The organism is Winogradskyella helgolandensis (genome assembly GCF_013404085.1).
Lineage (GTDB): Bacteria > Bacteroidota > Bacteroidia > Flavobacteriales > Flavobacteriaceae > Winogradskyella > Winogradskyella helgolandensis.
The window spans coordinates 3,897,654-3,913,385 of record NZ_JABFHO010000001.1 but is presented as its reverse complement, the minus strand read 5'-3'; the positions used below and the strand labels follow the sequence as shown (position 1 = coordinate 3,913,385).

The 15,732-nt window shown below is 33.9% G+C and carries 8 protein-coding genes; 3 read left to right on the top strand and 5 right to left on the bottom strand.

Annotation, left to right across the window (positions count from 1 at the left end):
* Positions 1-21: 21 nt before the first annotated feature.
* Complete coding sequence (locus HM992_RS16620; RefSeq protein ID WP_179320459.1) at positions 22-2,430, bottom strand: 3-hydroxyacyl-CoA dehydrogenase/enoyl-CoA hydratase family protein; 2,409 nt, start codon at positions 2,428-2,430, stop codon at positions 22-24.
* A gap of 1 nt (position 2,431) precedes the next feature.
* Positions 2,432-2,887 carry a MarR family winged helix-turn-helix transcriptional regulator gene (locus HM992_RS16615; RefSeq protein WP_178983983.1) on the bottom strand — a complete coding sequence of 152 codons (456 nt, stop codon included), beginning with the start codon at positions 2,885-2,887 and terminating at the stop codon, positions 2,432-2,434.
* 139 nt (positions 2,888-3,026) lie between these two features.
* Between HM992_RS16615 and HM992_RS16610 the strand changes: the two genes are divergently transcribed.
* Both HM992_RS16610 and HM992_RS16605 read left to right on the top strand, forming a co-directional pair.
* Positions 3,027-5,012 (top strand): LTA synthase family protein, encoded by a 1,986-nt coding sequence (locus HM992_RS16610; RefSeq protein ID WP_179320457.1) that lies wholly within the window; start codon positions 3,027-3,029, stop codon positions 5,010-5,012.
* 93 nt (positions 5,013-5,105) lie between these two features.
* On the top strand, positions 5,106-5,672 hold the full coding sequence (locus HM992_RS16605) for a dual specificity protein phosphatase family protein (protein WP_179320455.1): 567 nt from the start codon (positions 5,106-5,108) through the stop codon (positions 5,670-5,672).
* Between the two features lie 296 nt (positions 5,673-5,968).
* On the opposite strand, the gene HM992_RS16600 is transcribed toward HM992_RS16605, so the two are convergent.
* Positions 5,969-7,741: an AMP-dependent synthetase/ligase gene (locus tag HM992_RS16600; RefSeq protein ID WP_179320453.1), complete on the bottom strand. Its 1,773-nt coding sequence runs from the start codon at positions 7,739-7,741 to the stop codon at positions 5,969-5,971.
* A gap of 274 nt (positions 7,742-8,015) precedes the next feature.
* Between HM992_RS16600 and HM992_RS16595 the strand changes: the two genes are divergently transcribed.
* Positions 8,016-10,658 carry a chondroitinase-B domain-containing protein gene (locus HM992_RS16595; protein ID WP_179320452.1) on the top strand — a complete coding sequence of 881 codons (2,643 nt, stop codon included), beginning with the start codon at positions 8,016-8,018 and terminating at the stop codon, positions 10,656-10,658.
* A gap of 104 nt (positions 10,659-10,762) precedes the next feature.
* Here HM992_RS16595 and purL read toward each other — a convergent pair whose 3' ends face one another.
* Together purL and HM992_RS16585 are read right to left on the bottom strand one after the other, a co-directional pair.
* Complete coding sequence (gene purL / locus HM992_RS16590) at positions 10,763-14,425, bottom strand: phosphoribosylformylglycinamidine synthase (protein WP_179320450.1); 3,663 nt, start codon at positions 14,423-14,425, stop codon at positions 10,763-10,765.
* 162 nt (positions 14,426-14,587) lie between these two features.
* Complete coding sequence (locus HM992_RS16585; RefSeq protein WP_179320449.1) at positions 14,588-15,676, bottom strand: endonuclease; 1,089 nt, start codon at positions 15,674-15,676, stop codon at positions 14,588-14,590.
* Between the last annotated feature and the right edge of the window lie 56 nt (positions 15,677-15,732).

The window sequence follows — 15,732 nt, the reverse complement described above, 5'->3', positions numbered from 1 at the left end:
AAATCTGAGAATCTAAGTTGTCTAATTTCTTAACGGTTTCCCTTTAGTTAACATGTGTTGAATTCGTTCCAATGTTTTACGTTCTGTACAAAGCGATAGGAATGCTTCGCGTTCTAAATCCAATAAATATTGTTCTGTTACTTTAGTTGGTTCAGATAAATCTCCACCAGCCATAACGTATGCTAGTTTATTTGCGATTTTCATATCGTGCTCAGAAATGTAATTAGAGTCTTCCATAGAGTCTGTTCCTACCATAAACATTCCTAACGCTTGTTTTCCAAGAACTAAAACATCATCTCGTTTCACCGGTTGTGTATAACCAGAATTAGCCATTAACATAGCGTGTTGTTTTGCAACGGCTATCTGACGGTCTTTATTCACCACAACAACATCTTTTCCTTTTTGAAGTAATCCTAAATCAAAAGCTTCATAAGCAGATGTCGAAACTTTTGCCATACCAATGGTTAAGAAATATTCTTGTAAAATGTTTAATTGCACATCGCCTTTATGGAAAAGGTCTTGTGCTCTTAAAGCCATTTCTTTAGAACCACCACCACCAGGAATAACACCAACACCAAACTCTACAAGTCCCATGTAAGTTTCTGCTGCTGCAACTACTTTATCTGCGTGTAACGATAATTCACATCCACCACCTAAAGCCATGCTGTGAGGTGCAGAAATCGTTGGAATAGATGAATAACGCATGCGCATCATCGTGTCTTGGAAGTATTTAATAGCCATGTTAAGCTCATCGTACTCTTGTTCAGCAGCCATCATAAAAATCATGCCGATATTTGCACCAACAGAAAAGTTTGCGGATTGATTACCAACGACTAAGCCGGCAAAATCTTTTTCGGCTAAATCAATAGCTTTATTTAAGCCTGCTAAAACATCTCCTCCAATGGTGTTCATTTTAGACTGGAACTCACAGTTAAGGATGCCATCACCTAAATCTTCAATCACAACACCAGAGTTTTTAAACACTTCGTTTGTTTTTCTGATATTATCTAAGATGATGAAACTATCTTGACCAGGTATTTTTGTTTGTTTTTTAGAAGGAATATCATAGAAATATGAAGCACCATCTTTTACAGTATAAAAGGACGTGTTACTAGAAGCAACCATATCATTAACCCAAGCAGCAGGTTCTAAACCTTCGGCTTTCATTAATTCAATTCCTTTTTCTACGCCAATAGCATCCCAGATTTGGAAAGGTCCGTGTTCCCAACCAAAACCAGCTTTCATAGCATCATCAATCTTATAAAGCTCATCTGAAATTTCAGGAATACGATTCGATACGTAAGCAAATAGTGCGGTGAAGCTTTTTCTGTAAAACTCACCTGCTTTATCTTTTCCTTTTATTAATATTTTGAAACGATCAACAACTTTATCAATCGTTTTCGTAAGTTCTAAAGTGGCAAATTTTGCTTTTTTAGAAGCTCTATATTCTAGTGTATTTAAGTCTAGTGATAAAATTTCAGAAGAACCATCTTCTTTTCTCACTTTCTTATAAAATCCTTGTCCAGTTTTACTACCTAACCATTTATTTTCCATCATGGTGTTGATGAAATCTGGCAATTCAAATAACTCTAAACGTTCATCTTTTGGGCAGTTTTCTCTAATACCGTTTGCAACGTGAACTAAAGTATCTAAACCAACAACATCTACTGTACGAAAGGTTGCCGATTTTGGACGACCAATTACTGGTCCTGATAACTTATCTACTTCTTCAATGGTTAAATCTAAATCTTTAACCGCATGAAATAAACTTTGAATGCTGAAAATACCAATTCGGTTTCCTATAAAAGCAGGAGTATCTTTAGCAATTACGGAAGTTTTACCTAAGAATTTCTCTCCATACTCATTTAAGAAATCTAATACAGCTTGGTCTGTTTTAGGACCAGGAATGATTTCGAATAATTTTAAGTAACGAGCTGGGTTAAAAAAGTGCGTGCCACAGAAATGTTTCTGGAAATCGTCGCTACGACCTTCACTCATAAAGTGAATTGGAATACCAGAAGTATTTGAGGTAATTAATGTACCTGGCTTACGGTATTTCTCTAGTTTCTCAAAAACTTGTTGTTTAATGTCTAGTCTTTCGACAACAACTTCCATAATCCAATCGACATCAGCAACTTTGGCAATATCGTCTTCAATATTTCCAGTTGTAATACGACTTGCAAATGCTTGACTGTAAATTGGTGAAGGTTTAGATTTTAAAGACGCTGTTAAAGCATCGTTTACTAATCTGTTTCTTACGACTTTGTCTTCTAAAGTTAAACCTTTAGCTTTTTCTTTGTCGTTAAGTTCTCTAGGTACGATGTCTAATAATAAAACATCAACACCGATATTGGCGAAATGACAAGCGATACCGCTTCCCATAATTCCTGACCCAATAATTGCTATTTTTTTAATTCTTCGTTTACTCATCTTATTTTAAAATGTGTTCTTTTTTATTGTAAATCTGTTTATTTGAAATCATATTGTTTATGACTTCGGCAACTTTGTAAAAGTTATTTAGTTCTTCTGTAGAGATATTATTTTTTATAGTTTCATCGAAGGTTAAAACCTTTTCTTTTGATAAAGCTCTTTTTTTTCTGCCAAAATCAGTTAAAAAAATTAGCACACCACGTCCATCTTCAGGATTTGGCTTACGTTCTATTAAACCTTTGGATTCCATGGTTTTTAAAGTTCTAGACAGACTTGTGGCCTCCATTCCCATTTTTGGACCTAACGATGTTGATGGTGTTCCTTTTTCTGGATCAATACTTAATAATGCAAACCCAGTAGCCATCGTTGTTCCAAATTCAGACGCTTCTTCATTGTACATTTTGTTGACTGCTAACCATGTGGTTCTTAGGACGTAGTCAATAGTTTTATCTTTCATTTTTTGGCTTTGAATACCAAATATAGTAAAAAATTACTATGCACGCATAATAAATTTCATAATTTATCCTTAATTTTTTGGTATATGCATATTGATGCCGTTTAAATAAATACCTTAAATTTGCCACATTGTATTATTAATGGCATCTTGCCGCGAACGACACATTCCATTGAACAACTCAGTTTATAGATTTCAAGAATATAAAGTATTTTTTTACAGGCTTTTTCTAGTTTATGTTTTTTACTTCATTGCTAGAATTTTGTTTTTGATTTACAATTTTGATTTATTACATGTAGCGTCAATAGCAGAATTTCTTAAAATTCAGTACCATGGTTTAGCATTTGACACCACAGCGATATTATACGTTAACAGCCTGTTTATGTTATTGTCTTTTTTGCCATTCTTTATAAACACAAAAAGAGGTTATCAAAAGCTATTGTTCTATGTTTACTTTATAACAAATCTTATAGCTTATGCAATTAACTTCGTCGATTTAATTTATTATAAATATACTTTTAGTCGCACAACAATTGTTGTTTTAGATGTGCTTAAGCACGAAAAGGATGGAGGAAGTATGTTTTTTCGGTTTTTGATTGATTATTGGCATGTCTTTTTACTCTTTGGTTTATCTGCAGCACTTTGGATCTATTTATACAAAAAAGTAAAAGTAATCACAGTAGAACGTCCAAAACTCACAACTAAAAACGGATTAATTTATGTTGTACTATCATTAGTTATTTTTTGTGGTGTTTCAGTACTAACCATTGGCGGTATAAGAGGAGGTGATTTTAAGAAGAGCACGAGACCCATTAATCTTGTAGATGCTAATAGGCACGTTCAAAAAATCGAACAAGCTGATTTGGTATTGAATTCGCCATTTGCATTTATCCGAACGATTAATGCCAATTCGTTTAAAAAAGTGGCATATAAAATGGAACAAGAGGTTGTAGATAATTATGCACAACCCATTAAGCAATATTCTAATAATTCAAAATCGAAACCTAACATCGTATTGATTATTACTGAAAGTCTTGGACGTGAATATCTAGGTGCTTTTAATAAATCATACGATATACCTAACTATAAAGGTTACACTCCCTTTTTAGATTCGCTGGCAGGCAAAAGCTTAATTTTCCCAAATGCTTATGCAAATGGAAGTAAGTCCATTCATGGAATGTCATCGGTTTTATCTGGTATTCCTTCATTTAAAGATGCATTTACATCTTCTGCATATTCAAAACAAGACATTCAATCTTTGGTGTCTATATTGAATGAAGAAGGGTATTATTCCACGTTTTTTCATGGAGCAGCAAGAGGCTCAATGGGTTTTTTAGGTTTTAGTAATATACTTGGATTTGATTCGTATTTGGGTAGAGAAGATTATAACAACGATGATGATTTTGATGGCTCTTGGGGAATTTGGGATGAGCCTTTTTTACAATATATGAAGGACGAAATTAATGACATGCAAACACCATTTTTTGCAACCGTGTTTACAGTTTCTTCACATGAACCTTATGTTATTCCAGAGAAGTATGAAGGTAAATTTCCAGTTGGAAACGTGCCTATGCATAAAACCGTTGGTTACACAGATTTTGCCTTTAAACGGTTTTTTGAGGAGGCTAAAAAAGAAGAGTGGTTCGATAATACCATCTTTATTCTTACTGCAGACCATAGTAATCAGGTGTTTTATAAAGACATGTATTATAAGCCTATGAATCGGCATACTGTACCAATTTTGATTTATAAACCAGATAACTCCATGGCAGGAGTGAACATGGATTTGGCACAACAAATTGATATTTATCCAACAATTTTAGATATGATAGGCTACCAAAAGCCGTTTAGAAGTTGGGGACGAAGTTTAGTTGATACCTCATTTTCAACGATACCATTTGCCGTAAATTATAGTAACTCATATTACCGATTTCAGATGGGTAATTATATTTGTATCTTTGATGGTGTAAAAGCGACAGGATTTTATGATATTTTAGATAAAGGTTTAGAAAAAAATCTGATTGAAAATAAAAATTCTGAAATGTCTAAAATTGAAGCTATTTGTAAAGCTTATATTAAAGATTATTACGATAGAATTATTGATAAAAAATTAAGTGCAATAGAATAAACACATGAAACAAGTTTGTTCATTTTTTTATCACTTAAGGTGATAATTAATAGCGAATAGGATGTGACCTTGCAAAACAATAAACATTAACACATGAAAAAAAAAATAGGATTACTTGTCTTAGCTATCGTTTTAATTGGAGCTGCTAAATTTTATTACGATGTAAATTTAAACTACAATTTTAAAGCTATTACTGAGGGTAAGGTCTATAAGTCAGGAGTTATTCCACCAGATGAATTGGAAGATTATATCAGTGAACACAATATTAAAAGCGTTATTGATTTAAGATATCCTGGGACTAATGATCTTATTAACAATCCAGAAATTCCAGAACAATTAACACGCGAAAAGGAAGCTATTGAAAAAATAGATAATGTAAATTATTATAATGTCGGGTCTAGACAAGTACCAGATCAACCAACCGTAGATAAGTTTTTGGAAATTATGGATAATGACGATAACTATCCTGTTTTAATACACTGTTATCATGGTGAAGGGAGAGCACCATTATTTTCGGCAATTTATCAGATGGAATACGAAGATATGCCAAATGAAGAGGCGCGAGATAAAACTCGTGTTTTATTGAAATGGAGTTCTTTTGATGATGGCAAACCTAAAGGTGAATATCTTAAAAATTATAAGCCTCGTAGTAGCAAGTAATTTACGGTCTCAGTTTTTCTAAATTTTTATTACTAGTTAAAAGTAACGTGTTTTTTATAAATAAAACGAAAGCGCTTGGTAATATTTTATTGTTCGATAATTTAAAAAATAGTAGAATAAACACTTAGTGAGATTATTGAGTATTCTTTAAAATTGAAGACTTCTTTTATTATACCTTTCTGCAATGTCATCAAGAGGTATTAAACACTCTACCTTATTCTATTTTTAGAGCATTAAAAAAGGTCCAATAAAGTCCTAAAACTATATTAAACCCTTCATTATATCTTTATTGTATATTAGGCTCTATATATTTTATCGTAAAGATCTTGATAAATACCTTTTATAATAGCACGTTTCATTTTTAAAGTCGGAGTAAGATGCCCTCCATCAATAGACCAGACATCTGGTGTGAGTTCAAAACGTTTAATTTGTTCCCATTTTCCAAAATGCTTATTGTATTTATCTATTTCTCTTTGAATTCTGTTAATTACAATTTCTGAAGAGGCAATTTCAGCATCGGTTTTTCCAACACCATTTTGTTTATGATCTATCCAATCTCTAATAAAATCGAAATTAGGCTGAATTAAAGCGGCTGGCATTTTTTCACCTTCACCGACAACCATAATTTGCTCTATGAAAAGTGATTGTTTCATGTCGTTTTCTAAAAGTGGTGGAATCACGTATTTTCCTCCAGAGGTTTTGAACATTTCCTTTTTTCGACCTGTAATTTTTAAGAAACCATCGACGTCAATTTCTCCTTTATCACCTGTGTGAAAGAAATCATCCGTCATAACTTCTGCTGTTTTTACGGGATCTTTATAATAGCCCATCATCACATTTGGGCCTTTGATTAATAGTTCACCATCGTCAGCAATTTTCACTTCAACATTATCTATAGGCTTGCCAACGGTCCCTACTCTGTACATGTGGTCTTTATATAAACCAACAGCAACTACAGGCGAGGTTTCTGTTAAGCCATAGCCTTCCATAACTCTCATTTTAGCAGCTCCAAAAATTCTAGCTAATCTTGGTTGTAATGCAGCACTTCCAGAAACCATAGTTCCTAATTCACCACCTAGAGCTTCTCTCCATTTACTAAAAATAAGTTTATTGGCTATTTTCAGTTGAAACTCATACCAAGCTCCGTTAGCACCATAAGGTTCCCAACGTTCACCTAAACTTACTGCCCAAAAGAATAAGGCTTTTTTTATACCCGATAATTCATCTCCTTTAAGCATTATTTTATCGAAAACCTTTTCTAGTAATCGAGGTACAACACTCATTAAGTTCGGTTTGATCTCTTTTGCATTTTCTCCAATTTTATCAATGCCTTCGGCAAAATAAATTGAGGTGCCTGAATATTGATATACGTAAATCAATAAACGTTCAAAAATATGGCAAATAGGTAAAAAACTCAATACGCGCGTTTCACCTTCCTTTAAAGGTACTCTTGGAGAACTGTCTAAGGCATTACTTGTAATATTCCAATGCGATAACATTACCCCTTTAGGTTTTCCTGTGGTACCCGAAGTGTAAATTATTGTTGCTAAATCTGTAGATTTTACAGCATCTTTTCTTAGTTCTACTTCAGGTTGATTACTATCATCTTCACCGAGTTCTATTAACTCTGAATAATGTTTACAACCTTCAATGTGGTTAAAAGAATAGACCTCTTTAATCTTTGTGTTTGCTTGAACTTTTCTAACTTTTTCTAAGACTTCTTCATCAGAGACAAAACAATATATAGATTCACTGTGGTTAAGTACATACTCATAATCTTCAGCAGAAATCGTTGGGTAAATCGGGATATTTTGTGCTCCGAGTTGAAGAATTCCAATATCCATAATATTCCATTCGGTTCTATTGGTCGTTGAAATAACGGCAATTTTATCATCCTTTTGCACACCCAAACGCAACAAAGCCCTGCTCATTGCATTCGATTTATCTACATACTCTTGTGTGGATATAGATTCCCATTTGCCATTGTATTTGGTAACTAGGGCATTAGGGTTTGGTTTGTGTTTTAATTGGTAATATGGAAAATCAAAAAGACGTGTTACTTGGGTCATATTAATTGGCGCTTATTTAGTATAGAGATATTACGAAAATATAAAAATTAAAGTTATAAAATATAAAATTAGTAATGTTGATGCAAATAAATTGATAATATGGAAACTAGTTGTTCTTATCGTATAAATTTAGTAATGGTTTAGTGAATTCTGTAATAATAGTTTAGTTTTTTTATTAAAACTATATTTTTATTTATATATTTGGTTAACCAGTTTGGTTAACCAATTATAAGCGGTTGAAATTAATATCAATAACTAAATAAATTAATCAATTATGAAAACTTTTTACAATTTGAAGTCTCGGACTTTTTATGTGTTAACGATTGCATTATTCTCTACAATTAGTGCGATTTCCCAAACAACCTATAATATCCCCAATTTGGATGATATCGATGAACTTGAAGATTTATTTGAAACACTTGAGGCAGGAGATACTGTTATTCTAGCGGATGGAATTTATGATGACGATGATAGAATTAAGTTTTCACCTACTGCAGGTACTGCAGCTATGCCTATAACATTTAGAGCAGAAACTCCTGGTGGAGTTAGATTTACTGGAGGTATGCAATTGAGTATTGGAGGAGATCATGTTGTTGTTGATGGTTTTTATTGGGATGGCGGTTATGGATCTAGCGTTGTCATTGAATTTAGAGATGGAGAAAATTATGCCAATTATAGTACCCTTCAAAATTGTGCAATGGATGGTTTAGCCGTTGAAAGTCCATCTGCAGGAACAAGTACGAAACATAACTGGGTTATGTTATATGGTACCTATAACACGGTAATTAACTGTTCATTTATGAATAAGGGAAGTTCTGGAAATATGATTTTGGTTGAACTTGCTTATAATGCTTATCCGCCTGTAGGTGATGATGAGCCAGAAATAAACACGAGTTGTGATATCGTGGGTCATACTATTAGTAATAATTATTTTTATAAATATGCTAAAATTGATGCAGAATTATCTAATGCAGGAGATAGTGAAACGATACGTATTGGTACAAGTTCTTATCAGAATGTAGATAGTAGTGTAATGGTAAGCAACAATTATTTTGTTGAAGCTGATGGTGAAAACGAAATTATAACAAATAAAAGTAAAAACAATTCCTATATTAATAATACGTTTAGAAGAAGTAGAGGGTCTTTAGTGCTTAGACACGGATCCAACGCCACAGTTGAAGGTAATTATTTTTTAGGTGAAAATGTAGATGGAACTGGAGGTATTAGAATTGTGGATAGTGAGCATACTATTACAAATAATTATATTCAAGATTGTATCACAGTGGTTGATCAAGCTAAATGGAACAATGGTATTACATTTTTAGGTGGAAGCTCAAATAACTCAGTGCCTTGTACTTCTGACAATACTTCAAGTGATTATCAAAAGGTTGAAAATATTAATGTATCCAATAATACACTAATAAATACGAATGCACCTTTATATTATAATACAGATAAAGGATCAACCGATCCAACAGGTACAGTTTCGAATAACCTAATTTATTTTACAGCTGGTAATCAAAATATTACAGATATTATAACAGGTGATACTGAAAGTTCATATTCAAATCTTGGTACAACTTTAGATTATACAGGAAATGTATATACAGGATCTACTTTAGGTGCAACTAATACAGGTTTTTCTGAGGAAACAGGAATTGTAGCTACAGCTGATGGCGAAATTTTCACATTTTCAGGTCCTGGTTCTGAAAGTAAAGGTGCTGATATGGGCGTGTATGAACCTACTACAGACACTATGGTAGGCCATGGCATTGGAGCTTGTTTCTTAAATAATTTAGGGGCAAGTATAACTGATGGTGATTGTACTATTGAAATACCTGAATCATTAACGATAACCGGTTTGTCTGCTCTTGAGCCAGATGCTGGTAGTTACGATATTTCAGTAAATGCAAATGTAAGTTGGTCCGCTGTTTCTAATGATGCTTGGATTTCCATTGATCCAAATTCTGGTACTGGTGATGCAATTGTTTCGGTAACGGTAACTGATAATGTTGATACAAGTGCTAGAACCGGTTCTGTGACGTTTACACAAACTTCAGGTGAAAATGTTATTATAAGACAATTAAGTGTCACTCAAAATGGGGCAGATTTAACCGATTTGTACGACCTTATTAATACAGGTGTAGAAGGTGAAGATCCTGTTACAGTACATTCTTTCTCACAGCAAGAAGTAGATCTTAATGCAGACCCTCCCAAAACAAATTATGCATATAATACTTTAGATAAGGATACTGGGACGCAATGGACCGCATCAGATGGTTCTATTCTTGCAGGTGATTTTAAAGGTGATGGTGAATATATTATTTATGATTTAGATGATGAATATGAACTGGATTTAATACAAATTGCTACAGATGATAAGGCAGATCCTTATGGTATACAATTTTGGGTGTCTACTACAGGAACAGAGCCTTCAGATTTCACCATGGTTTTACCAACTACGGCAGATGATTTATTAATTACTACAACGACAGGTACAAGAGATGATTTTGACCAGTATGAAGTTTCAGTTAATGCACGTTATGTAAAATTAGTAAGTTACGGAAGATTTAATACTGCAGGTGATAGTAGAGCAAGTGCTTGGTCTAATATTACTGAAGTAGAGTTTTTTGGTTCTCAAGTTTTATCTGTAAGTGATGCTGATTTTCAAAATAACGTTTCTATTTACCCTAATCCTACTAAAAGCAATTTAACGATTAAGGTTTTAAATGAAACCGAAATTGAATTCGTAAAAGTATTTAGTATAGATGGTAGATTAATTATGAATAGAGAAACGAATTTTATAAACTCTGAATTCTCAATGGACGTTTCTACTATACCAAGCGGAACCTATATTCTTAAATTAGGAAGTTTAAATGGTGCGAATATTTCAAGATTTATTATAATAACTGATTAACAGCAACCCGCTTAAATCCTTGAATAATTATCCTAACAGGCTATTCAATAAAAAAAAGCTTTTACAATTTGTAAAAGCTTTTTTTGTTTTTATATACATCTAATTTATTTTTCCAACCAAAGTTTAGCATTTACAAATGCTTCCAACCAAGGAGATACTTCGTCTTTTCTGTCCTGTGGATAATTCGCCCAGTTCCATTGGAAAATAGAACGTTCAATATGTGGCATGGTTGCTAAATGTCGTCCTGTTTTATCACAAAGCATCGCCGTATTAAAATCCGAACCATTTGGGTTTGCAGGATACGCTGCATAGCCATATTTAGCTACAATATTGTATTTGTCTTCAGAATAAGGTAAATTAAATTTTCCTTCTCCATGAGAAATCCAAACTCCAAGAGTAGCTCCTTCTAAGGAAGATAGCATTACTGAATTGTTTTTTTGAATTTCAACAGATGTAAAACCACTTTCGTGTTTTTTAGAATCGTTATAGGTTAGTTTGCCATGTGTCTCGTGCTCTGGATTGACTAAATCTAATTCCATCCAAAGTTGTGCTCCATTACAAATACCAACAGAAAGTGTGTCTTCTCTTTTAAAGAAATCGTTAATCACTTTGTTCGCTTTCTCGTTGTATTTAATGGCTCCGGCCCAACCTTTGGCTGAACCTAGCACATCAGAATTACTAAAACCACCAACAGCACCTAAAAATTGAATATCTTCAAGTGTTTCTCTACCCGAAATTAAATCGGTCATATGAACATCCTTCACATCAAAACCAGCTAAATACATCGCATTTGCCATTTCGCGTTCAGAATTTGAACCTTTTTCTCTAAGAATGGCCGCTTTTGGACGTGAGCTGTTTGTACTAAGAGCATCTTTTAGTTTTCCTGTAAAATGACTTGGGAACGTAAAGTTTAATGCTTGATTTTTATAATTATCAAATCGGTCTTTCGCTAAACCGTTAGCCGTTTGCTTTTGATCGAGTAGGAAAGAGGTTTTAAACCACATATCTCTTAATCTCGAAACTGTCATGGTAAAAACTTGATCTCCATTGATAATCCCTAAAACATCACTTTCAGTAACTTTTCCTAATTTATGAAATTCAATATTAGCTTTAGATAATTCTTCTTCAATTGAATCATTTTCAGACTGAAAAACTAGTCCTGCGTTTTCAGCAAATAAAACTTTAAATGCATCTTTTTCGTTTAAGCTAGTGATATCTAATTCAGCTCCTAAATTAGTATCTGCAAAACACAATTCTAATAAGGTTGTAATCAATCCACCTGAAGCCACATCGTGGCCCGCAACAATTTGATTGTCTTTTATTAAATCTTGAATGGTATTAAATACCGTTTTTACGTAAGCCGCACTTTTAATATTAGGAGTGGTGTTTCCTATTTTATTATTGATTTGCGCGAATGAACTTCCTCCTAATTCAAACGTGTCTTGTGATACATTAATATAATATATAGATCCTTTTCCTTTTTGAAAAACAGGCTCCACAACTTTCGTAATATCATTACAATTTCCCGCAGCAGAAATAATTACGGTTCCAGGAGAGATCACATCACCATCAGGATATTTTTGCTTCATGGAAAGTGAATCCTTTCCTGTTGGAACATTGATGCCCAAATCGATTGAAAATTCTGAAATTGCTTTCACAGCTTCATACAAACGGGCATCTTCACCTTCGTTTTTACAAGGCCACATCCAGTTTGCCGATAATGATACACTTTTAAGTCCATCTTTTAGAGGTGCCCAAATAATGTTAGTTAACGCTTCTGCAATAGAATTACGACTTCCAGCTTCTGGATTAATTAATCCAGAAATAGGAGAGTGCCCAATCGATGTTGCTATCCCTTCCTTACCTTTAAAATCGAGTGCCATAACACCAACATTATTTAAAGGGATTTGCAAAGGACCAACACATTGTTGTTTGGCTACTTTACCACCAACACAACGGTCTACTTTATTTGTTAACCAATCTTTAGAGGCTACAGCTTCTAGTTGTAATACTTGGTCTAAGTAATCGTAAAATTTATTGGTGTCATAAGATATACCTCCATAATTTTTTTCAACCGTAATATCGTTCATTATGGTTTTTGGAGAGCTTCCAAACATATCTTCTAATGCTAAATCCATTGGCTTTGCACCAGTCGTTTTAGATTCAAAAGTAAAGCGGTGTTTTCCTGTAACTTCACCAACATCATAAATTGGTGAACGTTCTCTGTCTGCTATTTTATGAAGTGTTTCTAAATGTTTCTCAGCAATCACTAATCCCATTCGTTCTTGAGATTCGTTACCAATAATTTCTTTGGCAGACAATGTAGGATCACCAACGGGTAATTTGTCTAAATCAATTTTTCCACCGGTATCTTCAACGAGTTCAGATAAACAATTTAAATGTCCACCTGCACCATGATCGTGAATAGAGACAATAAAATTCTCATCGCTTTCTACCATGCCACGAACCGCATTTGCAGCACGTTTTTGCATTTCGGGATTAGAACGTTGAACGGCATTTAATTCGATGCCAGAAGCCAAAGCTCCTGTATCAGCAGAAGACACTGCAGCTCCTCCCATACCGATTCTATAATTATCACCACCGAGGATGACGATTTTATCTCCTTCTTTTGGAATATCTTTTATAGCTTGGTCTGCTTTTCCGTAGCCAATACCACCAGCTTGCATAATGACTTTATCGTAACCAATTTTACCGTTTGTATCTTGATGCTCAAAAGTTAAAACAGATCCGCAAATTAAAGGCTGTCCAAATTTGTTTCCAAAATCAGAGGCTCCATTACTCGCTTTAATCAAAATATCCATTGGAGTTTGGTACAACCATTTGCGCTCAGGAAATGCTTTTTCCCAAGGACGCTCATCGTTTAATCTCGAATAGGATGTCATGTAAACCGCTGTTCCTGCTAAAGGTAAAGATCCTTTTCCGCCAGCAAGTCTATCTCTTATTTCTCCTCCAGAACCTGTTGCAGCGCCATTAAAGGGTTCAACTGTAGTTGGGAAATTATGCGTTTCAGCTTTTAATGAAATTACAGATTCGTAATCTTTAGTCGTATAGTAATCTGGAATATCTGCGCGTTTCGGTGCAAATTGTTCTACAACAGGTCCTTTTATAAAGGCTACATTGTCTTTATAGGCAGAAACAATAGTACCAGGATTTTGTTTCGATGTTTCTTTGATAAGTTTGAATAAAGAGGTTTCTTTTTCTTCTCCATCAATTACAAAAGTTCCGTTGAATATTTTATGACGACAGTGTTCTGAATTTACTTGTGAAAATCCAAAGACTTCAGAATCCGTTAATGGTCGTCCTATTTTTTTTGAAACACCTTCAAGATATTCTACTTCTTCATCACTTAATGATAAGCCTTCTTGCTGGTTGTATTCTGATATGTTTTCAATGTTAAGAATGGCTTCAGGTTGAATATCGATTTTGAATATATCTTGATTCAAACTCTGATATTTCTCAGAAATCATGGGATCAAAATCTTTAAAATTTTCGGAGGTGGAAGTGAATTCCTCAATTCTAATGATATCAGAGACACCCATATTCTGAGTGATTTCAACGGCATTTGTACTCCAAGGAGTAATCATTGCTGCTCTAGGTCCAACAAAAAAAGCATCTAATGATGCTTGTTCTATTTTGGGTTGGTCGCCAAATAACCATGTCAATTTAGAAATGGTTTCTGTTGATAATTCTTTTGTGGCTTGAACAGCAAATACCTTACTGTTTTGGTTTCCGAAGAAATGAATCATTTATGTCGTGTGTTTGAGTTGTGTTTAGTAAAATGCAAATTTACTTTTTTTAAACGTGATTTAACTTATAATTCTGTATTGAAAATTGGGAGTTGTTCACGATGTTTTAAACATAAAAAAAGCGACTCATGGAGCCGCTTATTTTATTTTGTGTAATTATAATTATTGTTTAATCAAACGTTTTGTCTGAGTGCCGTTTTCTGAACTTAACTTTACGATATAAACACCTTTAGTTAATTCAGAGATATTTAATTTAGTTTGGTTGGACGTCATGTTTTGAACTGTCACTTTTTTGCCTAAAATATCGTAAACTTCAGCCATAATGTCTTGGTTGGAGATGATTGAAACTTCGTTGCCATTAACAGGGTTAGGGAACATTTTAATACGATTTTGTTGTTCATCATTAATCGAAAGATCTTCCCATCTGTTTTGAGCATCAGGTCCTCCCCAAATAACAGTAGCTAAATAAGGATTATCTATAAAAGGGTTTCTATTGCCTTGAGCAAACTCATTACTTGCATTTCCGTGATATGCGTTTCTCACATCTTCTAAACCACCATCAACTACAGGGTCTTCAGCATTCCATTGTAAAAACAGATCAATCATATCATCAGGTGTAGAGGCGCTACTACCAAAACCTACATTTGTTGGTAAGCATCGCTCGCCATAACGCAGATACATGTACATAATAATTCTAGCACAGTCACCTTTCCACTCATCTCCAGGATACCAGCCACTATTTGTAGTTCCAGACTCTCCATTAGGAAACTCACCAGAATTTTTATCAGCAAACTTTAAGCTCCCACGTTGACCGTTTCTTTGAACATCACTAGGTCTAAGCATTTGCGCATCAGAACCAGGGCCAGAAGTGCCTAGGTTAGGATTTCCTAAAGATTTTGGGTAAACATGTTCTCTGTTCCAATCGCCAACACCACCACCGTTATCAAACTTTCCTCTTGTTCTGTCAGTCGTTATGCTGCCATCAGTATCGTTATATCCGTAAAGTAAAAGGACATTATTTGAGTTATTTGGATCTAAATCTGTTATTCTTGAAGCATCCCAAACATCACCGTAACTTAAATAGTTAACGTGTTTGTCTGCCGTAACATCAATTAAATCATTTTTCAAATAAACACCCGTCGTAGTAAAATCAACAGTACTGTAGTATGATTCTAATTCTGTTGGAGGAGCTAATTGTGCAAATGAAAATGACGTTATAAATGCTAATAGTAAAGTGTAAAAGTGTTTCATTAATTTTTAATTTTTTATAATTAAGACATATTGAATCCGTAGAAAGTGAATTCATA

Bases quoted from the DNA above. Each gene is read 5' to 3' on its own strand.
- HM992_RS16620 (WP_179320459.1), bottom strand. From the start codon at position 2,430: ATGAGTAAACGAAGAATTAAAAAAATAGCAATTATTGGGTCAGGAATT.
- HM992_RS16615 (WP_178983983.1), bottom strand. From the start codon at position 2,887: ATGAAAGATAAAACTATTGACTACGTCCTAAGAACCACATGGTTAGCA.
- HM992_RS16610 (WP_179320457.1), top strand. From the start codon at position 3,027: ATGGCATCTTGCCGCGAACGACACATTCCATTGAACAACTCAGTTTAT.
- HM992_RS16605 (WP_179320455.1), top strand. From the start codon at position 5,106: ATGAAAAAAAAAATAGGATTACTTGTCTTAGCTATCGTTTTAATTGGA.
- HM992_RS16600 (WP_179320453.1), bottom strand. From the start codon at position 7,741: ATGACCCAAGTAACACGTCTTTTTGATTTTCCATATTACCAATTAAAA.
- HM992_RS16595 (WP_179320452.1), top strand. From the start codon at position 8,016: ATGAAAACTTTTTACAATTTGAAGTCTCGGACTTTTTATGTGTTAACG.
- purL (WP_179320450.1), bottom strand. From the start codon at position 14,425: ATGATTCATTTCTTCGGAAACCAAAACAGTAAGGTATTTGCTGTTCAA.
- HM992_RS16585 (WP_179320449.1), bottom strand. From the start codon at position 15,676: ATGAAACACTTTTACACTTTACTATTAGCATTTATAACGTCATTTTCA.